The sequence below is a fragment of the Streptomyces sp. NBC_00209 genome (genome assembly GCF_045206345.1).
Taxonomy (GTDB): domain Bacteria; phylum Actinomycetota; class Actinomycetes; order Streptomycetales; family Streptomycetaceae; genus Streptomyces.
Map to the genome: position 1 here is coordinate 5,630,504 of NZ_CP108121.1, position 21,728 is coordinate 5,652,231.

Below are 21,728 nucleotides of genomic sequence, written 5' to 3' on the forward strand. Positions count from 1 at the left end.
CCTCCCCACCGTGATCCGTACAGCGACGCAGGACGACCTCGACGCGATCGTCACCCTGCACACCGAGGCCAGGGCCACCTACTACAGCGGCCATCTCGCCGAGGAGGAGTACGCGGGCCCGGCCGAGGTGGGCCGGGCCCGGGAGGGCTGGTCGGGGGCGATCGACCGGGACGACGCCACCGTGCTCTGCGTGGAACGGGACGGCGCCCTCGTCGGCATCGCCGCCTACTCCGTACGCGAAGGCTCCGCGCACCTCTCGCAGGTCCATGTGTCCCCGGCCCACTGGCGCGAGGGCGTCGGCAGCGCCCTGCACCTCGCGTGCGTCGCCGACTGGCAGCGGCGCGGTGTGACGTGCGCCCGTCTGGAGGTCTTCGAGCCCAACAAGCGCGCCCAGGCGTTCTACTCGGCGTGCGGCTGGGTCGCCGACCCGGAGAAGCCCCGGCACGGCGACCATCTGGTGCTGCGCCTCGCGGTGCGGGAAGCGCCGGGGAGAGGCTGAGCACATCGGGCACGGGCCCGGGAATGGCCCGCGCCCGTCACGCGTTGGGCGGGGAGCGGAGGGTGCCTCCGCGCCTGCCGCAGCCGTCGATGAGTCCGGAGAGAAGAAGAGTCATGCGCGTCGAGATCTGGAGCGACATCGCCTGCCCCTGGTGTTATGTCGGAAAAGCCCGTTTCGAGAAGGGCCTTGCGGGCTTCGCCCACCGCGACGACGTCGAGGTGGTGCACCGCTCCTTCGAGCTCGACCCCGGCCGCGCCAAGGACGACACCGAGCTGGTCACCGACATGCTGGCGCGGAAGTACGGGCGCACCCCGGACGAGGTCCGCTCGATGGAGGCCAACGTCGCGGCCAACGCGCAGGCCGAAGGGCTCGGCTACCGCGCCGAGGGCCGCGACCACGGCAGCACGTTCGACATCCACCGCCTGCTGCACCTGGCCAAGGCCCGCGGCCGCCAGGAAGAGCTGCTGACCCTCGCCTACCGGGCCAACTTCGCCGAGGAGCGGTCCGTCTTCGACGACGCCGTCCTGCTGGACATGGCCGTCGAGGCGGGGCTCGACGCCGAGGAGGCGCGCGCCGTGCTCGCCGACCCGCGGGCGTACGCCGACGAGGTGCGCGCCGACGAGCAGGAGGCGGCCGAGCTGGGCGCCAACGCGGTGCCGTTCTTCGTGTTCGACCGGCGCTACGGCATCTCCGGCGGCCAGCCCGCCGAGGTCTTCGCCCAGGCGCTGGAACAGGCGTGGAAGGACCGCCCGGTGACCGCCGCCGGCGACGCGGCGGCCTGCGACGCCGACGGGGCCTGCGAGGTCCCATAAGCATCGCTTGGGGTCGGCCGTGAATTTCTGTCAATTGACCCCAGATCGGCGAAGGTTCACGCTGAACGCATGACGATCTCCCCGCTCAGCCGTGCCGTCGCCGCCGAGTTCGCGCCCGAGACCACCTACCTCAACACCTCCACCTGCGGGCTGCTGCCCCGTCGCACCGTCGACGCGGTGAAGACCCTCGCCGAGGAGGGCGCCTCCGGCCGCCGCGCCGGTTCGGGCGACTTCGAGGCGGTGGAACGCGCCAGGGACGGCTTCGCGCGGCTCGTCGGCGTCGGGGCCGACCGGGTCGCCGTCGGCAGCTCGGTCGTCGCCCACGTCGGGCTGATCGCGGCCTCGCTGCCCCCGGGGTCCGAAGTGCTCGCCCCCGAGGGTGAGTTCAGCTCGGTCGTCAGCCCCTTCGCGGTCCGCGGCGACCTCGACATGCGGTACGTGCCGCTGGACGGGCTGGCCGGAGCCGTGCGCCCGTCCACCGCGCTCGTCGCCTTCTCCTCGGTGCAGTCGGCGGACGGCCGCCGCGCCGACCTGGACGCGGTCCGGGCCGCCGCGGCCGCCCACGGCGCCCGCACCCTGCTCGACGCCACCCAGTCCGCGGGCTGGCTGCCGCTCGACGCGGGGGCCTACGACTACACGGTCACCGGCGGCTTCAAGTACCTGCTCTGCCCGCGCGGTACGTCGTTCCTCACCGTCACCGAGGAGGCGCAGGAGGACGTGCGGCCGGTCGACGTGGGCATGGCCGCCTCCGAGGACCCGTGGGGCAGCGTGTACGGACCGGTCACCAAGCTCGCCGCCGACGCCCGCCGCTACGACGAGCCGCCCGTCTACCTCGCGTACCACGGTGCCGAGCACTCCCTCGCCCTGCTCCACGAGATCGGCGTCGACGCCCTGCACGACCACGCCCTCGCGCTCGCCGACCGCTTCCGCGCCGGCATCGCGGCCCTCGGGCACCCGACCGTCCCCGCGGACACCGTCGTCGTCGCGGTGCCCGGGCTCGGCGACCGGGCACCGGAGCTCCAGCGGGCCGGGGTGCTGGTCGCCGGCCGGGCCGGCAACCTGCGCGCGTCCTTCCACCTCTACAACACCGAGGCGGACGTGGACCGCGCGCTCGACATCCTCGCTGCCTAGGTGTTCTGTCCATGGAGGTTGGTGACGGATCCCACGGCTTGGGGATCTTGAACGAGTGAGGGCCTTCCGGGTTCGGTGTGGATTGCGACATCTACACGGAACGATCAGAAGGCCCTCATGCCCCACCGTAATGCACCCCTGACCGAGACCGGGCGTCTGCGTCTGGCCCGCTGCGTCGTTGAGGACGGCTGGCCTCTGCGCCGGGCCGCCGAGCGCTTCCAGGTCTCGCCCACCACGGCTCAGCGGTGGGCGGGGCGCTACCGCGAGCGGGGCGAGGCCGGGATGACCGACCGCTCCTCCCGGCCCCACTACAGCCCGCGCCGGACACCGACCCGTACCGAGCGGCGGATCATCAAGGTCCGTGTCCTGCGGCGCTGGGGACCAGCCCGCATCGCCTATCTGCTCGGGCTGAACCCGGCGACCGTGCACCGCGTCCTGACTCGCTACAAACTCGCCCGCCTGGCCCATCTGGACCGAGCGACCGGCCGGGTGATCCGCCGCTACGAGCATGCCGCCCCCGGTGACCTCGTGCACGTCGACATCAAAAAGCTCGGCAACATTCCCGACGGCGGCGGCCACAAGGCCCTCGGCCGGCAAGCAGGCCGCAAGAACCGGGCGGGCGCCGGCATGAGTTTCCTGCACAACGCAGTCGATGATCATTCCCGTCTCGCCTACAGCGAGATCCTCACCGATGAGAAGAAGGAAACCGCCGTCGGATTCTGGCAGCGCGCCCACGCCTACTTCGCCGCCGCCGGGATCACCGTCCAGCGCGTCCTGACCGACAACGGTTCCTGCTACACGTCGTACCTCTGGCGCAACTCACTTGTTTCACAGGGCATTTCACACAAGCGCACCCGCCCCTACCGGCCCCAGACAAACGGGAAGGTCGAGCGGTTCAACCGGACCCTGCTGGACGAGTGGGCCTACGCCAAGGCATATCGGACCGAGACCGAACGGCGTGACGCCTACTCGCGATGGCTCCACACCTACAATCACCACCGCGGACACACCGCGCTCAAGGGCCAACCACCCGCCAGCCGCGTCCCTAACCTCACGGGTCAGTACACCTAGGGCCTGTCTGACCATTCCCGTCTGCCGGGCACGGTCAGACAGGCCCTAGTCCAGCGGGGCGCTCCGCCACTTCCAGGACGTCACGCGCTCGCGGCCGGGCAGTTCGGCGCGACCGGTGGACCAGAGCAGCACGGCCCACCGGTCCTTGTCGTCCGGCGCCCCGGGGAAGAGCCGGGCCAGCGTCCGGTCGCACAGCCCGGCGGGCGGCTCCCAGGAGACGCCCAGGGCCGAGGCGATGTCATGGGCGTGCACCAGGGTCTCCACGACGCTCATGGCCGCGAAGCCCTCCGGGTCGGAGACCCCGTACGCGTGGTACGAGCGGGTGGCCGGGGATGCCGTACGGACCATCGCGGCCAGCAGCGCGCCGCTCGCCTCCACGGTCTGGAGCAGCCCCGCCACACCCGCCTCCGGGTTGGCGGAGACCGCGTTCCACGGGCCGCCCTCGTGCCGGGGGGCGTAGTGGTAGGGCGCGTGGGTCTCCACCGACGGCGTACGCGGGCCCAGCTGGACGGCGTACGAGAACAGGTCGTCGCTCAGGTGCTCCGCGGTCTCCCAGCAGTCCCACGTCAGCGTCCCGGCCGGGACGCGCCAGTCCGCGGCCGAGGCGGCGGCGAGCGTGTCGACGGCCAGCCGGACCGCCTCGGTCACGTCGTCCGCGGTGACCGGCAGCCGCGTACCGGTGAGCGCGGCCCGTTCACCGGCGCCGCACTCCACGCAGAACTCGTTGCCCTCCGGGTCTGCCAGGGTCGCCCAGCCCCGGCCGTTCGGCTTGCGGTGGTCGGCGACCAGGGTGGCGCCGAGGGCCAGCAGCCGCTCGACCTCCTCGTCCCGGGTGCGGTCCTCGGGCCGGATGTCCAGGTGGACGCGGTTCTTGGTCTGCTTCTTGTCGGGCACGGTGACGAACAGGAGGGCGGCGCCCGGCGATTCGACCAGGGCCTCGGGGTCACCGGGCAGATCGTCGTCGGCGAGCGGGGCGCCGAGCACGGCCGACCAGAAGGTGCCCAGGGTGTAGGCGTCGGCGCAGTCGATGGTGATGTGCTTTACGTGGGATGTCATGCGCTCACTGTTCCCGCCCGCCCCGCCCCCGGTCCACCCAGATATGCCGGAGGGGGCGGCACGGGAATCCGTACCACCCCCTCCCAAGGCCCTACTTCACCGGGGTGAAGTCGCGCGCCCCGATGAACTCCGGGCGGCGGACCGGCGCCGCGAACGGCTCCTGCGCGGCGTTCTCCACGCTGTTGAACACGATGAACACGTTGCTGCGCGGGTACGGCGTGATGTTGTCGCCCGAGCCGTGCATCGCGTTGCAGTCGAACCAGGTCGCCGAACCGGGCCTGCCCGTGAAGAGCCTGATGCCGTGCCGGTCGGCCATCCTCGTCAGCGCCTCGTCGGACGGGGTGCCCGCGTCCTGCATCTGGAGCGACTTCTTGTAGTTGTCCTTCGGCGTCTCACCCGAGCAGCCGAGGAACGACTTGTGCGAGCCGGGCATGATCATCAGCCCGCCGTTGGTGTCGTGGTTCTCGGTCAGCGCGATCGACACGGACACCGTCCGCATGTTCGGCAGACCGTCCTCCGCGTGCCAGGTCTCGAAGTCCGAGTGCCAGTAGAACCCCGAAGCCCCGAACCCGGGCTTGACGTTGATCCGCGACTGGTGGACGTAGACGTCCGAACCGAGGATCTGGCGGGCCCGGCCCACCACCCGCTCGTCGGCGACCAGCCGGGCGAAGACCTCGCTGATCCGGTGGACCTCGAAGACCGACCGCACGGACTGCGACTTCGGTTCGATGATGGAGCGCTCGTCGGCGCGGACGGCCGGGTCGGCGATCAGCCGTTCCAGCTCGGCGTGGTAGCCGGCCACCTCGTCCGGGCTGATCAGCTGCTCGACGGGCAGGAAGCCGTCGTGCTCGTAGCCCTGGAGTTCCCTGGCGGTGATGGGACCCGGCGCGCCCGGCGCGGACCAGATGACCGGGTCCTGGCGGGGAGTGGTCATCTCGGCGGCGCCGCGCGAGGGGTACAGGTCGGTGCGTACGTCGGTGGTCATGGGGTTCAGCCCTCCTCGGTCAGCAGTGGATAGACACCGTTCTCGTCGTGCTCCTCCCGTCCGGTGACCGGCGGGTTGAAGACGCAGACACAGCGGAAATCGGACTTGGGCCGCATCGTGTGGCGCTCGTGGCCGTTGAGCAGGTACATCGTCCCCGGCGTGATCCAGTGCTTCTCACCGGTCTCGTCGTCGGTCAGCTCGGCCTCGCCCTCGACGCACAGGACCGCCTCGATGTGGTTCGCGTACCACATCGACGTCTCGGTACCCGCGTACATGATGGTCTCGTGGAGCGAGAAGCCGACCTTCTCCTCGGCGAGCACGATGCGCTTGCTCTCCCAGGTGCCGGAGGCGGACTTGATGTGCCGGTCGGTGTTCTCGACGTCGGCGAACGATCGGACGATCACGGTGGTTCGATGCCTTTCTCTGTACGGAGGTGAGGTGTGCGGTCCGGACCGTCAGGCGGTCTCGCGGACGGCACGGGCCAGCGTGCGCAGGCCCTCGTCCAGCTCCTCGGGTGTGATGGTGAGCGGCGGCAGCAGCTTCACGACCTCGCTCTGCGGGCCGGAGGTCTCCAGGAGCAGCCCCAGCCGGAACGCGCGGGCGCAGACCGCGGAGGCGCGCGCCGGGTCGTCGAACTCCAGGCCCCAGACCAGGCCGCGGCCACGGAACCGGGCGCTGTCGTGCTCGCCGCAGATGGCCAGCATCGTCTGCTCGATCTGCTCGCCCCGGGCCAGCGTCTGCTTCTCCATCTGGCCGTCCGCCCAGTAGGCGTCCAGCGCGGCGGCGGCGGTGACGAACGCGGGGTTGTTGCCGCGGAAGGTGCCGTTGTGCTCGCCCGGCTCCCAGACGTCCAGCTCCGGCTTGAACAGGCAGAGCGACATGGGCAGTCCGTAGCCGCTGATGGACTTCGACAGCGTCACGATGTCCGGCGTGATGCCGGCCTTCTCGAAGGAGAAGAAGCCGCCGGTACGGCCGCAGCCCATCTGGATGTCGTCCACGATCAGCAGCATGTCCTGGCGGTGGCACAGGTCCTGGAGCGCGCGCAGCCACTCGGCGCGGGCCACGTTGATGCCGCCCTCGCCCTGGACGGTCTCCACGATCACGGCGGCCGGGTGGTTGAGCCCGGAGCCCTGGTCCTGCAGGAGCCGCTCGAACCAGAGGAAGTCGGGGACCTGGCCGTCGAAGTAGTTGTCGAACGGCATCGGCGTGCCGTGCACCAGCGGGATGCCGGCACCGGCCCGCTTGAACGCGTTGCCGGTCACGGCCAGCGAGCCGAGCGACATGCCGTGGAAGGCGTTGGTGAACGAGACGACGGACTCGCGCCCCTTGACCTTACGGGCCAGCTTCAGCGCCGCCTCGACGGCGTTGGTGCCCGTCGGGCCGGGGAACATCACCTTGTACGGCAGGTCGCGGGGGCGCAGCACGACGTTCTGGAAGGTGTCCAGGAAGGCGCGTTTGGCGGTGGTGGCCATGTCGAGGCCGTGCGTGATGCCGTCGCGTTCGATGTAGTCGATCAGCGCGCGCTTGAGTACGGGGTTGTTGTGGCCGTAGTTGAGCGAGCCCGCGCCGGCGAAGAAGTCCAGGTACGAGTGGCCGTCCTCGTCGGTCAGCCGGGCGCCCTGGGCGCGGTCGAACACGGCGGGCCAGCCGCGGCAGTAGCTCCGGACCTCGGATTCCAGGGTCTCGAAGACACTGAGGGCGGGCGGGGTGATGGTCACAGCGGGTCTCCTGCGGGGCGTGAGGTGGTGTGACGGGCGGCGTTGAAGGAAGCTGCGGCGGGTGGGAGTGCGCGCTCAGGCGTGGAACGGGCCGATGCGGTAGAGCACTTCCGGCAGATGGGTGCCTTCGGGGAACAGTCCGCCGTCGAAGAGCACCTCGCGCTCCAGGGCCACGTCGTGGCGCTGCGCGTAGGAGGTGAAGAGGCGGTCCGACGCGGTGTTGTCCGGGGTGACGGTCGTCTCGACCGAGGCCAGGCCCTGTTCGGCGGCGACCCGCGCGGTCAGGGAGTCCAGCAGCTTCGCCGCCAGGCCCGTACCGCGGTGGCCGTGGTCGACGGCCACCTGCCAGACGACGAGCGTCTCGGGGCGGTCCGGCCTGATGTACCCCGTCACGAAGGCGACCGGGGCGCCGGTCTCGTCACGGGCGACCACGGAGGTCGCCGCGAAGTCACGACACCACAGCAGGTAGCTGTACGAGGAGTTGAGGTCCAGGACCTCGGAGTCGCGGGCGATGCGCCAGATCGCGGCCCCGTCCTCCACCCGTGGCGTGTCGATCGTAAGGAATTCGCTTCGGGCACTTGCAAAATCTGCTGGTGCGGCGGTCATGGCATTTGAATTTACCCAGCAAGTTTTTAAATTGCATCGAGGCAAGGGGTTGGGTGAGGCGGGCGTCTGTGTTATCAGGCGGGTGCGCGCACCGGCGCGAGCAGCCTTCTCTTTCTGGCGTTCTGTCCGGTATTTATCGGGCAAATCTCCGACTGTGTGGAGTCGGTCACAAGCCCATAACTCTCTCCACACACAACCGAAATGGGGCCCGGGAACAGCTTGAAAACTGGGGTGTTTAGCCTGGGGAGAAGCGGGCATAAGAATGCGGGGAGCTGCTCTGATTCAGGCAGCTCCCCGCATTGTTTATCGGCCCCGCTTTTATGTGCTGGGCCAGGTTTCCGAGACGGCCTTCCGGGCAGCCTCCAGATCGACCTGCCGGCCCGTCCCGGCCAGCGCCGCCCCCAGAGCCGCGAGCGAGGAGAGCACCGCGCCCCGCGTCGCATCCACCCCGTAGTGATTCACCCGGATCATCTCCTTGGCCAGCGCACCCCCGCCCGCGATCAGCGGCAGCGAGGGCTCGGCCGCGAGCGCCCGCGCGACCACCTCGGACGCGTCCACGTCCTCCGGCGTGCGCAGCGTCGTCGCCACCGGCGCCGCGTCCCGGGCCTCGTGGACGTACGGGGTCAGGCCGCCGCCCAGCGCCACCGCACCGGCCCGGGTGGCCGCCGCGGCCGCCGCGTGACGGGCCGTCACCGCGTCCAGGCCCTCCGCCTCGATCCGTTCCACGCACGCTTCCAGGGCCAGCATCTCCAGCTGGGCCGGGGCGTGCAGCAGCGCCGTGCGGCCGCCGTCGATCCAGCGCTCCTTCCAGTCGAGGAGCGACAGGTAGGACCGGCGCGGCGCCTGCGGGTTGGCCGCGATCCGCTCCCAGGCCCGTGCGCTCACCGACACCGCCGAGACCCCGGCGGGCCCGCCCATCGCCTTCTGCGCCCCGATCACGCACAGGTCCACGCCCCAGACGTCCGGCAGCAGCGGCTCGGCGCCCACCGAGGCGACCGCGTCCAGCATGAACAGCGCGCCGTGCGCCCGCACCACCTCGCCGATCTCCGCGACCGGGTTGGTGTTCCCGGTCGCCGCCTCGGCGTGGACCAGCGAGACGAAGTCGATCTCCGGATGCGCGGCCAGCGCCTCGGCGACCTGGTCCGCGGTGACGGCCGTGTGGAACGGCACCTCCAGGTCGACGACCTCGGCCCCGCAGTCGCGCAGCCAGTTCCCGAAGGTCTGCCCGTACGGTCCGGTCACCACGTTCAGCGCCGTCGAACCGGGCCGGGCGCCGCCCCGGATGCAGCCCTCCAGGGGCAGCAGCGCCTCGCCCTGCATGATGACGACGTCCTGCTCGGTGGCCAGCAGACCGGCCACCCGCCGCTCGATCGCCGCGAAATGCGCGGCGGTCAGCGGAGCGAGGTCGAGGAAGGGGTGCGTCACGGCGGTGCTCTCTTCGGTTTCGGTCGGCGGGCTCCGGCCTGCTGACCGGGCGCCTCCGAGAGTACCCAGCACCGTCCGGACGGGCCGGGACAGGGCATGTCGCACGCGATGGGCCCCTCGTACAGTGCTGTGCATGAGTGATCACGAGGCATCGCGGGTGCTGCATGTGAAGGGGCGGGTGCTCGTCGGACCCGAGGAGGTCAGGGACGAGCTCTGGGCGGTCGGCGGACTGATCACCTACGAGCGGCCGCCCGGCGCGGACGACGCCGTCACCGTCACCGGCTGGGCCCTGCCCGGCCTGGTCGACGCCCACTGCCACGTCGGACTCGACCACCACGGCGCCGTGGACGCGGCGACCAGCGAGAAGCAGGCCCTGGACGACCGGGAGGCCGGGGCGCTGCTCCTGCGGGACGCGGGCTCGCCCGCCGACACCCGGTGGATCGACGACCGCGAGGACCTGCCGAAGATCATCCGGGCCGGCCGCCACATCGCCAGGCCCCGCCGCTACACCCGTAACTACGCCTGGGAGGTCGAGCCCGATGAACTCGTCGCCCATGTCGCCCAGGAGGCGCGCCGGGGTGACGGCTGGGTGAAGCTCGTCGGCGACTGGATCGACCGCGAGGTGGGCGACCTGACGGCGCTCTGGCCGCGCGAGGCGGTCGAGGCGGCCATCGCGGAGGCGCACCGGCTGGGCGCCCGCGTCACCGCGCACTGCTTCGCGGAGGACTCGCTGCGCGACCTGGTCGAGGCCGGGATCGACTGCGTCGAGCACGCCACGGGCCTCACCGAGGACACCATCCCGCTCTTCGTGGAGCGCGGTGTGGCGATCGTTCCGACGCTGGTCAACATCGCCACCTTCCCCTCGCTCGCGCAGAGCGGCGAGGCGAAGTTCCCGCGCTGGTCCGCCCATATGCGTCGGCTCCACGAACGCCGTTACGACACCGTGCGCGCCGCCTACGACGCCGGGATCCCGGTCTTCGTCGGCACCGACGCGGGCGGGGTCCTCGCGCACGGCCTGGTGGCCGACGAGGTCGCGGAGCTCGTCAAGGCGGGCATCCCGCCGCTGGCGGCGCTGTCCGCGACGACCTGGGGGGCGAGGTCCTGGCTCGGCAGGCCCGGCCTGGAGGAGGGGGCACCGGCCGACCTCGTGGTGTACGACGAGGACCCGCGGGCGGACGTGCGGGTGCTGGCCGGGCCGCGCCGGGTCGTCCTGAACGGGCGCGTGATCGGCTGACGCACCGCGTTGACCGGCAGTGACCTGGGAGCGGCCCGCTCGTTGAACCTTTTCCGTGTACGCGGCACGGTCCTCGTACGGGCCGCCCCCGACGGTCCGAAACGCCCCGGCACTCAGTGAAACGGGTGAACCCGAGGAACGCACGTGCCGGAATATTCGAATACGGGCGCGAAAACCCCCCTTTGGAGTGAACTGGCCTCAGGTGTCCGCCAGTTCACCCTCTGTGCGTAAAGATTCACGGAGTCGAGGCCACCGGTGCCCGCGATGTCCCCCATTGGACGGCGCGCCGGTGGCTCCATGTCTCCTGTGGGGGTTCCACCATCTTGAACAGCAACACCTTCCGTCTCGCCGCCCTGGCGGTCGCCGCAGCTCCCGTCGCCGCCCTCGTCGCGGTCCCGGCTCATGCCGCCCCCGCGACCACCACGGCCGGCGGCGACGGGAAGGCGAGCGCGGTCGTGCTCCGTACCGCGCTCGACGTCTCCCTCCTCAACAAGACGGTCGATGTGCCGTTGAAGGTCACGCTCAACGAGGTGCGGGCACCGCGCAGCGCCGAGCAGACCGCGCTCAGCGTGCGGCTCGACGGCGTGGACCGCGGAAAGCCGTTCAGCGTCCTCAAGGCGGACGTGGCCACCGCGAAGGCCACCGCCGACAAGCACCGGGCGGCCGGATACAGCAACCTCGCCAACGCCCGGGTGAGCCTCCCCGGGCTCACGGTGTTCCCGCTGCTCAAGGTGGAGAAGGTCACCTCGAAGGCGGTCTGCGAGGTGGGCAGTCGGCCGGTCGCCGAGGCCAACGTGCTCGGGTACGTGTCGGTGCTCGGCAAGCGCGTCACGCTCACGGCGGGCGGCACCACGCGGGTCGCGGTGCCGCATGTGGGCGAGGTGACGCTCGACCTGTCGAAGACGGAGACCACCTCGCGCACGGCCGCGGCGGTGGCGCTCCGGCTGAAGGTGTCGGTCAACCCGCTCGACCTGAACGTCGCGGACGTCAAGGGCGAGGTCACGCTCGCGGAGGCCACCTGCGAAACCCCGAAGGGCCACGGCGGCCACACGGGCGGCGGCGACAACGGGGGCGGCCACAACGGCGGCGGCGACAACGGCGGCAACGAGAACGGCGGCAACGAGAACGGCGGCGGCGACAACGGGGGCGCGACCGGGGGCGGTTCGACGGACGGCGGCTCGGGTGACGGCGGCTCCGGGAACGGCGGCTCCACGGACGGCGGCGACAAGGCCGGCTCCACCGGGGGCGGCGGTGACGTGAAGACCCAGACGGGTACGGACCAGGCCCCGGCCGCCACCGACGGGGACCTGGCCGAGACGGGCGGCAGCTCCAGCACCCCGTACATCGCGGGCGGCGCGGCGCTGCTGTTGGCGGCCGGCGCGGGCGCCATGGTCCTGACCCGCCGCCGCGCCCGAGGCTGACGGCCCGAGGGGAGGAACCCCGGGGGAGGGGATGGTGAGCGGTGCTCCGAGGGGGGAGCATCGCTCACCTATGGAAGCGCCGCGCGCCGAACGGAGCGTCGCTCACCAACCAGAGCGCCGCTCACCAACCGGAGCGCCACCCACCATCCGGAGCGCCGCTACCGCCCCGCCACCGTCAGTGCCTGGAGCGCCAGGTCGAGCGCCTGGAGGAAGCGGTTGGTCGTCGTCCGGTCGCGTACCGCCAGCCGCAGCCAGCCGTCCCCGAGCCCCGGAAACGTATCTCCTCGCCGCGCCGCGAACCCCAGCATCCGCAGCCGCTCCCTTATCTCGGCGGCGCCGTCGAGGCGGATCAGCACGAACGGCCCCTCGGCCGGCTCCACCACCCGGACCTCGGAGAACTCCCGCAGCCCGGCGACCAGATGAGCCCGGTCCACCACGATCCGGTCCGCCGCACCGGCGGCCTCCGCCAGCGCGCGCGGCTCCACGCACGCCTCCGCCGCCGCCAGCGCGGGCGACGACACCGGCCACAGCGGCTGCGCCTCCTCCAGGGTGCGGATGGTCTCCGGGTCGGCCGCCACGTAACCGATGCGCAGCCCGGCGAGCCCCCAGGTCTTGGTGAGGCTGCGCAGGACGACGAGCCCGGGGATGTCCGTACGCCCGCACAGGGCCTCGCGCTCGCCCGGCACCGCGTCCATGAACGCCTCGTCCACCACCAGGGTCCGGCCGGGACGCGCGAGGCGTTCGAGGACGGCGGCGGGATGGAGGACGGACGTCGGGTTGGTCGGGTTGCCGACGACCACCAGGTCCGCGTCGTCGGGCACGTCCGCCGGGTCGAGCCGGAAGTCGTCCCCGGCCCGCAGCAGCACCCGCCCCACCTCGTGCCCGGCCGCGCGCAGCGCCGCCTCGGGCTCGGTGAACTGAGGGTGCACCACGTACGGCCGCCGGGCGGGCAGCGCACGGGCGACGAGGACGAACGCCTCCGCCGCGCCCGCCGTCAACAGGACGCGTTCGGGCGGAAGTGCGTGCCGTGCGGCAACGGCCTCGCGGGCCTCGCGGCCGTCCGGATACGCGGCGAGCGCGCCCAGGGAGCCGGCTATGCGCTCCTTCAACCAGGCCGGTGGGGTGCCGGCCCGTACGTTGACGGCGAGATCGGTCAGATCCCGGCCCCGTCCGCGTACTTCCGCGTCGCCGTGGTGACGCAGATCGTGGGTGCCCGCGCCTGTCGCGTCGGGACTCTCAGTGGGAGTGTGCATGACCGCCGTGGTGGGGGTGTGGTGTGGGGGTGTGCGCCGTGGCCTGGGTGGACTCCGGCAGGATGACTATGCGCCCCGCACCCTGTTTCACGCAACGGTCCCGACGGGCCGGCGCGCGACCGCGCAGGTGGCCATCGACGGGTGCCCGTCGCGAGGCCGTGACTTCCTTTTGGGTACGAGGAGTTGACCGCCGCCGGCGAGGGCGGCGGCCTCGGCCACCGAGGGGGTGCCGAGGGCGGTGAGCGCCGCGCCGGAGGGGTGCGGGACGGGGACCAGGGCGAGCACGTCCGCCGGGTAGGCACGCAGCGGAACCCCGAGCCGCGCGGCGGCCCCGAGCAGCCCCGGCTCACGGGCCTTCGCCGTTACGGTCACCAGCGCGGCGAGCTCCGTGAGCCCTGCCTCCCGCAGCACCTCCAGGACCAGCCCGGTGACCTCGTCGGCGGAGACACCTCGGGAGGCGCCGACGCCGACGACCAGCGCGCCGAGATGCGCGGAGCGGGGTGCATCGGCTAGCAAGAGGCCATGGCGGTGTTCGTCGCGCTCGGCGCGTTCCTGATGACCCTGGCGGGCGGCTGGGTCGCCCAGCGCGTCAGCGACCGCCGCCACCTGGTCCTCGGCCTGGCCGGTGGGCTGATGCTCGGCGTGGTCGGGCTGGACCTGCTGCCCGAGGCGGTGGAGGCGGCGGGCGGCCTGGTCTTCGGCGTCCCGGCGGCGTTGCTGCTGTTCGTCGGCGGCTTCCTCGTCGCCCACCTCGTGGAGCGGCTGCTCGCGGTGCGCCAGGCGGCCCACGGGGCGGCCGAGGAGCGGGTCCCGCAGGTCGGGCTGACGGCGGCGTCCGCGATGGTCGGCCACAGCCTGATGGACGGGGTGGCGCTCGGCGCGGCCTTCCAGGTCGGCGGCGGGATGGGGACGGCCGTCGCGCTCGCCGTGATCACGCACGACTTCGCGGACGGCTTCAACACGTACACGATCACCAGCCTGTACGGGAACGCCCGCCGCAAGGCCCTCACGATGCTCTTCGCGGACGCGGCGGCGCCCGTCGTCGGGGCGGCGACCACGCTGCTGTTCACCCTGCCGGAGGAACTGCTCGGCTGCTATCTCGGCTTCTTCGGCGGCGCGCTGCTCTACCTCGCCGCCGCCGAGATCCTGCCCGAGGCCCACCACGACCACCCGGCCCGCTCCACCCTGCTGTGCACGGTGGCCGGAGTGTGCTTCATCTGGCTGGTGGTCGGCCTCGCCCAGTGACCCCGTCACCCCCGGCACCGCTCCACGAACCGTGCGGCCGTGCCGGGCGAAGCGGCCCAGTGGGTGTGCAGATAACTCGCGTGTACGTTGCCCCGGACGAACCCCTCCACACGCCGCTCGGGCCGGTGCATGCCCCAGGCGGGTTCGTCACCGGCCCCGGGCTCGATGACGGTCCGGTGGAACTCGTGCCCCCGCATCCGCGCCCCGGCGGGCGCCAGCACGTTGTCGGTGAGCGCCACGGCGTCCCGGTACCCGAGCGTCAGCCGCTTGGTCATCCGTGCATCGGCGTCGAGCACCCCGCACATCGGCAGCCCGTCCAACGACCGCCCCAGATACAACAACCCGGCACACTCGGCGGCCACCGGCGACCCCGAGAGAGCCAACTCCGCGACGGCCTTCCGCAAAGCTTCGTTGGCCGACAACTCGGGGGCGTACACCTCGGGAAACCCACCCCCGATGACGACGCCCCGCGTCCCGAGGGGGAGAGCCTCGTCCCGCAGCGGATCAAAGGAAACGACGTCGGCCCCGGCAGCGGCGAGCAATTCGGTGTTCTCGGCGTACGAGAACGTAAAAGCGGCCCCACCAGCAACAGCAACAACAGGCTTGACGCCCGCCAAATCAAGCCCCTCCGGCGCTTGAGGAGCGGGGTCCGGGGCAGAGCCCCGGTTACGGGAAGGGGCGGGGAGGGGGAAACCGCCGCCGACAGCACCCCCCGCATCCCACACCGCCCCACCCGGCACCCCCGGTGCCGACCGCGCCAAAGCCAACAACCCCTCCAGATCGCACCCCGCAGCCACCTGCCCCGCCATCGCCGCGACAGCGGCCACCGCATCGGACCGCCGCTCCGCCACCGGCACCAACCCCAGATGCCGCGACGGCACGGAGACCCCCTCCGCCCGCCGCAAGGCGCCCAGCACCGGCACCCCCGACTCCTCCAACGCCTCGCGCAGCAACGCCTCGTGCCGGTCGGACCCCACCTTGTTCAGGATCACCCCGCCGATCCGCACCCCCGCGTCCCAGGACGCGAACCCGTGCACCAGCGCCGCCACCGACCGTGACTGCGACGACGCGTCCACGACGAGCACCACCGGCGCCCGCAGCAGCTTCGCCACCTGCGCGGTGGACGCCAGCTCACCGAGCCCCGAGGCCCCGTCGTACAGCCCCATCACGCCCTCGACCACGGCCAGCCCGCACCCCCGCGCGCCATGCGCGAACAGCGGCGCGATCAGCTCGGGCCCGCACATGTAGGCGTCGAGGTTGCGCCCCGGCCGCCCGGTCGCCAGCGTGTGGAAGCCGGGGTCGATGTAGTCGGGGCCCACCTTGTGCCCGGACACGGCGAGCCCCCGCGCGGCGAACGCGGCCATCAGGCCCGTCGCGACGGTGGTCTTGCCGCTGCCCGACGAGGGCGCGGCGATGACCAGGCGTGGCACATTCACCACTCGATGCCCCTCTGGCCCTTCTGCCCGGCGTCCATCGGGTGCTTGACCTTCGACATGTCCGTCACCAGGTCCGCCGCGTCCAGCAGCGCGGCGGGCGCGTTGCGGCCGGTGATCACCACGTGCTGCGTCCCGGGGCGGTCGCGCAGCACCGAGACGACCTCGTCGGTGTCGATCCACCCCCAGTGCAGCGGGTAGGCGAACTCGTCCAGCACGTACAGCCGGTACGTCTCGGCGGCCAGGTCGCGCTTGACCTGCTCCCAGCCCTCCCGGGCCTTCGCCTCGTTGTCCGTCTGGTCGTCCCGCTGGACCCAGGACCAGCCCTCGCCCATCTTGTGCCAGGCGACGGACCCGCCCTCGCCGCTCGCGCCGAGGACCTTCAGCGCGTTCTCCTCGCCGACCTTCCACTTCGCCGACTTGACGAACTGGAAGACCCCGATGGGCCACCCCTGGTTCCAGGCGCGCAGCGCGAGCCCGAAGGCCGCCGTCGACTTCCCCTTGCCGATGCCGGTGTGCACCATCAGCAGCGGCCGGTTGCGCCGCTGCCGGGTGGTCAGTCCGTCGTCCGGCACGCTCTCCGGCTGTCCCTGCGGCATTACGCGACCCTCCTGTCGGTGTGCCCGAGGCCCGCGCCCCGGACGTCCTTGACCAGCCCGGCGATCGATTCGGCGCGCAGCTCGTCCAGCGTGACGGCGGTGCCGCCCAGGTCGGCGGCGAGGGCAGCCGCGAGCCCCAGCCGTACCGGGCCCGTCTCGCAGTCCACGACGACCGACGCCGTGCCCTCGGCCGCGTGCAGCCGGGCGGCCCGCGCCGCCAGCGCCACCGGGTCCGGCCCACCGGTCGCCCGTCCGTCCGTCACCACGACCAGCAGGGCCCGCCGGGACGGGTCGCGCAGCCGCTCCACCCGCAGCACGTCGTGCGCCTTCAGCAGCCCGGCGGCCACCGGGGTCCGCCCGCCCGTCGGCAGCGACTCCAGGCGGGCCGCCGCCGCGTCCACCGACGAGGTCGGCGGCAGCGCCACCTCCGCCTCCCGGCCCCGGAAGGTGACCAGACCGACCTTGTCGCGCCGCTGGTAGGCGTCCATCAGCAGGGACAGCACCGCGCCCTTGACGGCGCCCATGCGCTGCCGGGCGGCCATCGACCCGGAGGCGTCCACGACGAACAGCACGAGATTGCCCTCGCGCCCCTCCCGCGTCGCCTGCCGCAGATCGTCCCGCCGCACCACGAGCCCCCGCCCGGACCGGCCCCGCGCCCGCTGGTGCGGGGCGGCGGCCAGGACCGTCGCGGCCAGATGCAGCTTGGTCAGCGTGCCCTCGGGCCGCCGCGAGCCCGTCGTCCGCCCGTGCGCGGTGCGGGCCCGGGACCGCCGCCCCGCCGCCCCCTCGCCGAGACCGGGCACGCTGAGCATCTTCGTACGGAACGGCTCACCGGCCCGTACGGGCTGCTGCTCACCGCCCTGCCCAGGCACGGGCGCCCCGGGCGTGTCGTCCGCCGTGTCCTCGGGCCGGGGCGGCGTGTCGGGCCCGTCCCCCTGCGGCGGAAGCCCGCCGCCACCTCCGCCGCCCCCGCCGTCACCGGGCCCGTCCGGCTCCGGCTCGTCGTCCCCGCCGCCGTTCCGCTCCAGCGTGTCGTCCAGCTTGTCCTCGTCGAGGCCCGGCGCGTCGAAGGGATTCCGCCGCCTCCGGTGGGGGAGCGCGAGCAGCGCCGCCCGCCGGACGTCCTCGGCCTGTACGTCGGTGCGCCCCGCCCACGCGGCCAGCGCGGTCGCGGTCCTGGCCATGACGATGTCCGCGCGCATCCCGTCGACCTCGAAGGCCGCGCAGGTCGCCGCGATCTGCCGCAACGCCTTGTCCCCGAGCACCACTTCGGACAGCAGCGCCCGCGCGGCCGTGATCCGGTCCCGCAACTCCGCTTCCTCGTCGGCCCAGCGCGCCGCGAAGGCCGCCGGATCGTCCTCGTAAGCGAGCCGCCGCCGCACGACCTCCACCCGCTGGTCCGTCTCCCGGGACGCCGCGACCTCGACGGTGAGCCCGAACCGGTCGAGCAGTTGGGGCCGCAATTCGCCTTCCTCGGGGTTCATCGTCCCCACGAGCAGGAACCGCGCCGCATGCCGCACGGAGACGCCCTCGCGCTCCACGTACGAGGCACCCATGGCCGCCGCGTCGAGCAGCAGGTCCACCAGATGGTCGTGCAGGAGGTTGACCTCGTCCACGTACAGGATGCCGCGGTGCGCGTCCGCGAGCAGGCCCGGTTCGAAGGCTTTCACGCCCTCCGCGAGGGCCCGTTCGATGTCGAGCGCCCCGACGAGCCGGTCCTCGGACGCGCCGACCGGCAGCTCCACGGTCCGCGCCGCCCGCGACACGCCGGAGGCGTCCTCGTGCGGGCCGTCCGGACACGCCGGGTCGGGCGAGGCGGGGGCGCACGAGAAACGGCACCCCGGCACGACGGCGACCTCCGGCATCAGCGCGGCCAGCGCGCGCACGGCGGTCGACTTGGCGGTGCCCTTCTCGCCACGGACCAGGACCCCGCCCACGGCCGGGCTGACCGCGTTGAGCAGCAGCCCGAGCCGCAGGTCGTCCTGGCCGACGATGGCGGTGAAGGGGTAGGGCGTACTCACAGGGCCTCCTTGACGGGGATGGCGGGCGCTCCCGGCGGGATGAACGGCAGACCGGACGGCGCGCCCGACTCGATGAGCCGCCACAGCGCGTCGGTGTCCGCGTGTTCCTCGATCAGGTCGCCGAGGCGGTCGAGCTGTTCCTCGCGCAGACCGGCGAAGCAGGTGTCGGGCGCGGGCACGAAGCGGCGGCCGCCGAGCCGGGCGACCTCGGCCAGGAACCGGCGGCGGAAGGCGTCGCTCTCCAGCGAACCGTGCCAGTGCGTGCCCCAGACGGCACCGGACCGGCAGCCGTCCAGCGGGGTGCCCCGGCCGTCCGTCAGGAACGGTTCGCCGCCGCGCACATCGGCGACGCCGTGATGGATCTCGTATCCCTCGACGGGCTCACCGAGCGCCTCGCCGGACGGCCGGGCGAGCGTCTTCCCGCAGTCGAAGCGGACGCGCACCGGCAGCAGCCCGAGCGCGTCGACCCGCCCGGCGCGCGACTCCACCTCGTCCTCGATGCGCTCGCCGAGGATCTGGTAGCCGCCGCAGATCCCGAGCACCGGCCGCCCCTCGGCGGCGCGCCGCCGCAGGGCCTCGGCGAGCCCCCGCTCGCGCAGCCAGGCCAGCGCCTTCACGGTGCCCCGGGTGCCGGGCACGATGACGAGGTCGGCGTCGACCAGCTCCTCGGCCCGGTCCACGAAGCGGACGACGACGCCCGGTTCGGCGGCCAGCGCGTCCACATCGGTGAAGTTCGACATCAGCGGGATCGCGCACACGGCGACGCGCAGGATGTCCTCGCCGTGCGGCGGGGCGACCGCCGACTCGCGTACGGTCCCGCGCAGCGACACCCGCAGGCCGTCCTCCTCGTCGATGCCGAGCCCGTGCGCGAAGGGCAGCACCCCGTACGTGGGACGGCCCGTCAGGTCGCGCAGCATGTCGAGCCCCGGCTCCAGCAGCGAGACGTCGCCCCGGAACTTGTTGACCAGATACCCCGCGATCAACTCCTGGTCCTCGGGAGCGAGCAGCGCGGTCGTCCCGAAGAACGAGGCGAAGACCCCGCCCCGGTCGATGTCCCCGACCACCACGACCGGGAAGCGCGCGGCCCGGGCGATGCCCATGTTCACGATGTCCGTGCGGCGCAGGTTGATCTCGGCGGGCGAGCCCGCGCCCTCGCAGATCACCGCGTCGTACGTGCTCCGCAGCTGCTCCAGGCAGTCCGTGACGGTGGACAGCAGCTGTTCCTGCCGCCCGCCGTGGTAGCCGCGGGCGCTCATCTCGCCGACCGGCCGCCCCATCAGGACGACCTGGCTGGAGCGGTCGCCGCCGGGCTTGAGCAGCACCGGGTTCATCAGGGCGGTCGGTTCGACGCGGGCGGCCTGGGCCTGCATCGCCTGGGCCCGGCCGATCTCGGCGCCCTCGCGGGTGACGAAGGAGTTCAGCGACATGTTCTGCGCCTTGAACGGGGCGACCTTCACGCCCCGGCGCACCAGCCAGCGGCAGATGCCCGCCGTGACGACGCTCTTGCCCGCGTCCGAGGTGGTCCCGGCGACCAGCAGTCCGCCGCTCATATCGCTCTCCGTCCAGCAGTACGGGATACGTGAGGTCTGCGGGCCGGGCGCGCGATCGGGGTCTGCCCCGCTCCTGAGATCCGGCGCGCGAGGGCCCCCGCGCCCAGCCGGGCGGCCACGCTGACGCCGAGGGCGAGCACGCCCACCCGGCGCGAGAGCCGCACCGCGCGCTCGATGTCCCCGGTCTCCACCGCCCGGCCGGCCTGCCCGTTGAGCACGGGCCGGTGCTCGACGCGCCCGCCGTAGGCGAGGGTCCCGCCCAGCCGTACGCCCAGCGCCCCGGCGAACGCGGCCTCCACCGGCCCCGCGTTGGGGCTCGGGTGCTGCGCGGCGTCCGCCCGCCAGGCCCGTACGGCCTCCCGGGGGCGGCCGCCGGAGGCCACGGCGAGCAGGGCGGTGAGGCGGGCGCCGGGCCAGCCCGCGAGGTCGTCCAGGCGGGCCGAGGCCCAGCCGTACCGCAGGTGGCGGGGCGACCTGTGGCCGACCATCGCGTCGAGCGTGTTGGCGGCGCGGAAGCCGACGAGCCCGGGGACACCGGCGAGGGCGCCCCAGACGAGGGCGCCGACCACGGCGTCCGAGGTGTTCTCGGCGACGGACTCCACGACGGCGCGCGCGATCCCGGGGCCGTCCAGCGCCTGCGGGTCGCGTCCGCACAGGTGCGGCAGCCGCTCCCGGGCCAGCTCGATGTCCCCCGCGGCGAGCGCCCCGCCGATGGCCCGGGCCTCGCGCCCCAGCGACGTACCGCCGACGACGGACCAGGTGGCGGCGGCGGTCAGGGCCACGGACGCGGCGGGGTGGCGGCGCAGGGCACGGGCGGCGAGCGCCGCGCTCCCGGCGGCGCCCCCGGCGCAGATCAGGGTGTGCAGGGCGCCCCGGCCGCGGTGGTCGCGCCAGAGCCGGTCCTCGACGGCCGCGGCGGCCCGCCCGAAAGCGGCGACCGGGTGCCCCCTGCGGGGGTCACCGAGCAGCAGGTCGCCGATCAGGCCGGCGGTGGCGCCGTACGCGTAGATGCGATCGGCACGCACGGTTCAGCCGGCCGTACCGGAGTCCGCCGACAGAGGCTGTGGGGGGAGGGGCGCACGGCAGCCGGGCATGGCGGTATGTCCTCACTCAGGGTCCGCGCCCTGGTTCGACGTGACGGCGACAAGAGTCTCCTGGCTTCCGGATCGGCGGATTCCCCGGTCTTCCAGCCCGCTCGCGCGGGCCGTGACGTGCGGTGGGGGACCGCTCCCCGGTGACAGTGGCGGGACCGCGCCGGATTCGCACCGGCTTCCTCTGCTGTCGCCGTAATGGCTCCGGCAGTCCACCACGCCCCGCGAACGCCCGTCAACTCGCCGTTGACCTGCGACGGCGGGGTGGAGGCGGACGCGCGTCGGGCCGGACGCGCACGAGGTGCGTCCGGCCCGACGGGGCGGGTGTCGCGTCAGGCGACGATGAGATAGATGCCGTACGCGACCGCCGCCGCGCACAGCCCGAAGCAGACGTACGCTCCGGCGCGCGCCAGCAGGAGCGAGGAGCCCGCCGGACCGCCCTGCGCGGCCGGTTCCGGCTGCTTGGAGAGGCCGGCGATGCCGAGCGTGAAGAGCCCCACCAGGGCGACGGTGGCGACGAGGGAGACGCCGAAGACGGTGCCCAGAGCTGCCCAGTCGATGTTCATACGGGGTGTCCT

At 72.9% G+C, this 21,728-nt stretch carries 19 protein-coding genes, 1 pseudogene and 1 riboswitch; of the genes and pseudogenes, 7 read left to right on the forward strand and 13 right to left on the reverse strand.

Annotated elements, in window-relative coordinates:
* Nucleotides 1-10 precede the first annotated feature (10 nt).
* From OG867_RS25565 to OG867_RS25580, 4 genes are all read left to right on the forward strand, one after another.
* Nucleotides 11-499: a GNAT family N-acetyltransferase gene (locus OG867_RS25565; RefSeq protein WP_328899586.1), complete on the forward strand. Its 489-nt coding sequence runs from the start codon at nucleotides 11-13 to the stop codon at nucleotides 497-499.
* Between the two features lie 113 nt (nucleotides 500-612).
* Nucleotides 613-1,311 (forward strand): DsbA family oxidoreductase, encoded by a 699-nt coding sequence (locus OG867_RS25570; protein ID WP_328899585.1) that lies wholly within the window; start codon nucleotides 613-615, stop codon nucleotides 1,309-1,311.
* A 69-nt stretch (nucleotides 1,312-1,380) separates the two neighbouring features.
* On the forward strand, nucleotides 1,381-2,442 hold the full coding sequence (locus OG867_RS25575; RefSeq protein WP_406288809.1) for an aminotransferase class V-fold PLP-dependent enzyme: 1,062 nt from the start codon (nucleotides 1,381-1,383) through the stop codon (nucleotides 2,440-2,442).
* A gap of 117 nt (nucleotides 2,443-2,559) precedes the next feature.
* On the forward strand, nucleotides 2,560-3,513 hold the full coding sequence (locus tag OG867_RS25580; RefSeq protein ID WP_331720360.1) for an IS481 family transposase: 954 nt from the start codon (nucleotides 2,560-2,562) through the stop codon (nucleotides 3,511-3,513).
* A 45-nt stretch (nucleotides 3,514-3,558) separates the two neighbouring features.
* Here OG867_RS25580 and OG867_RS25585 read toward each other — a convergent pair whose 3' ends face one another.
* From OG867_RS25585 to OG867_RS25610, 6 genes are all read right to left on the reverse strand, one after another.
* Nucleotides 3,559-4,569 carry a VOC family protein gene (locus OG867_RS25585; RefSeq protein ID WP_406288811.1) on the reverse strand — a complete coding sequence of 337 codons (1,011 nt, stop codon included), beginning with the start codon at nucleotides 4,567-4,569 and terminating at the stop codon, nucleotides 3,559-3,561.
* 91 nt (nucleotides 4,570-4,660) lie between these two features.
* Nucleotides 4,661-5,554 (reverse strand): ectoine hydroxylase, encoded by an 894-nt coding sequence (gene thpD, locus OG867_RS25590; protein ID WP_406288813.1) that lies wholly within the window; start codon nucleotides 5,552-5,554, stop codon nucleotides 4,661-4,663.
* A 5-nt stretch (nucleotides 5,555-5,559) separates the two neighbouring features.
* Nucleotides 5,560-5,958 (reverse strand): ectoine synthase, encoded by a 399-nt coding sequence (locus tag OG867_RS25595; protein WP_328899581.1) that lies wholly within the window; start codon nucleotides 5,956-5,958, stop codon nucleotides 5,560-5,562.
* 51 nt (nucleotides 5,959-6,009) lie between these two features.
* The gene (gene ectB / locus OG867_RS25600; protein ID WP_406288815.1) at nucleotides 6,010-7,272 is read right to left on the reverse strand and encodes a diaminobutyrate--2-oxoglutarate transaminase; all 1,263 of its coding nucleotides are present in this window, start codon (nucleotides 7,270-7,272) and stop codon (nucleotides 6,010-6,012) included.
* A gap of 75 nt (nucleotides 7,273-7,347) precedes the next feature.
* The gene (ectA, locus tag OG867_RS25605; protein WP_202534490.1) at nucleotides 7,348-7,878 is read right to left on the reverse strand and encodes a diaminobutyrate acetyltransferase; all 531 of its coding nucleotides are present in this window, start codon (nucleotides 7,876-7,878) and stop codon (nucleotides 7,348-7,350) included.
* 318 nt (nucleotides 7,879-8,196) lie between these two features.
* Complete coding sequence (locus OG867_RS25610) at nucleotides 8,197-9,303, reverse strand: aminotransferase class V-fold PLP-dependent enzyme (protein WP_328899579.1); 1,107 nt, start codon at nucleotides 9,301-9,303, stop codon at nucleotides 8,197-8,199.
* A 133-nt stretch (nucleotides 9,304-9,436) separates the two neighbouring features.
* Between OG867_RS25610 and OG867_RS25615 the strand changes: the two genes are divergently transcribed.
* On the forward strand, nucleotides 9,437-10,537 hold the full coding sequence (locus OG867_RS25615) for an amidohydrolase family protein (protein WP_328899578.1): 1,101 nt from the start codon (nucleotides 9,437-9,439) through the stop codon (nucleotides 10,535-10,537).
* 323 nt (nucleotides 10,538-10,860) lie between these two features.
* Nucleotides 10,861-11,958 carry an SCO1860 family LAETG-anchored protein gene (locus OG867_RS25620; RefSeq protein WP_406288819.1) on the forward strand — a complete coding sequence of 366 codons (1,098 nt, stop codon included), beginning with the start codon at nucleotides 10,861-10,863 and terminating at the stop codon, nucleotides 11,956-11,958.
* A 158-nt stretch (nucleotides 11,959-12,116) separates the two neighbouring features.
* Here the strand turns inward: OG867_RS25620 and cobC are convergent.
* A pseudogene (cobC, locus tag OG867_RS25625) lies at nucleotides 12,117-13,727 on the reverse strand (Rv2231c family pyridoxal phosphate-dependent protein CobC).
* 6 nt (nucleotides 13,728-13,733) lie between these two features.
* Here cobC and OG867_RS25630 point away from each other — a divergent pair.
* Nucleotides 13,734-14,456, forward strand: coding sequence for a ZIP family metal transporter (locus OG867_RS25630; RefSeq protein WP_406288821.1), 723 nt, complete (start codon nucleotides 13,734-13,736; stop codon nucleotides 14,454-14,456).
* A gap of 5 nt (nucleotides 14,457-14,461) precedes the next feature.
* Here OG867_RS25630 and OG867_RS25635 read toward each other — a convergent pair whose 3' ends face one another.
* The 6 genes from OG867_RS25635 to OG867_RS25660 all read right to left on the reverse strand — a co-directional run bounded on the left by OG867_RS25635 (nucleotide 14,462) and on the right by OG867_RS25660 (nucleotide 21,716).
* Nucleotides 14,462-15,895 (reverse strand): cobyrinate a,c-diamide synthase, encoded by a 1,434-nt coding sequence (locus tag OG867_RS25635; protein WP_406288823.1) that lies wholly within the window; start codon nucleotides 15,893-15,895, stop codon nucleotides 14,462-14,464.
* A complete protein-coding gene (gene cobO / locus OG867_RS25640) occupies nucleotides 15,889-16,488 on the reverse strand; it encodes a cob(I)yrinic acid a,c-diamide adenosyltransferase (protein WP_018104683.1) in 600 nt (199 codons plus the stop codon). The genes OG867_RS25635 and cobO overlap by 7 nt, the downstream gene beginning before the upstream one ends.
* Nucleotides 16,488-18,509 (reverse strand): putative cobaltochelatase, encoded by a 2,022-nt coding sequence (locus OG867_RS25645; RefSeq protein WP_406288826.1) that lies wholly within the window; start codon nucleotides 18,507-18,509, stop codon nucleotides 16,488-16,490. Before OG867_RS25645 ends, cobO begins: the two co-directional genes overlap by 1 nt.
* Nucleotides 18,506-20,059, reverse strand: a complete 1,554-nt coding sequence (locus OG867_RS25650; protein ID WP_406288828.1) for a cobyric acid synthase — start codon at nucleotides 20,057-20,059, stop codon at nucleotides 18,506-18,508. The genes OG867_RS25645 and OG867_RS25650 overlap by 4 nt, the downstream gene beginning before the upstream one ends.
* A complete protein-coding gene (locus tag OG867_RS25655) occupies nucleotides 20,056-21,084 on the reverse strand; it encodes a cobalamin biosynthesis protein (RefSeq protein WP_406288830.1) in 1,029 nt (342 codons plus the stop codon). The genes OG867_RS25650 and OG867_RS25655 overlap by 4 nt, the downstream gene beginning before the upstream one ends.
* Nucleotides 21,085-21,206: 122 nt before the next feature.
* A riboswitch (cobalamin riboswitch) is annotated at nucleotides 21,207-21,336 on the reverse strand.
* Between the two features lie 146 nt (nucleotides 21,337-21,482).
* The gene (locus tag OG867_RS25660; protein WP_328899572.1) at nucleotides 21,483-21,716 is read right to left on the reverse strand and encodes a hypothetical protein; all 234 of its coding nucleotides are present in this window, start codon (nucleotides 21,714-21,716) and stop codon (nucleotides 21,483-21,485) included.
* Nucleotides 21,717-21,728 lie beyond the last annotated feature (12 nt).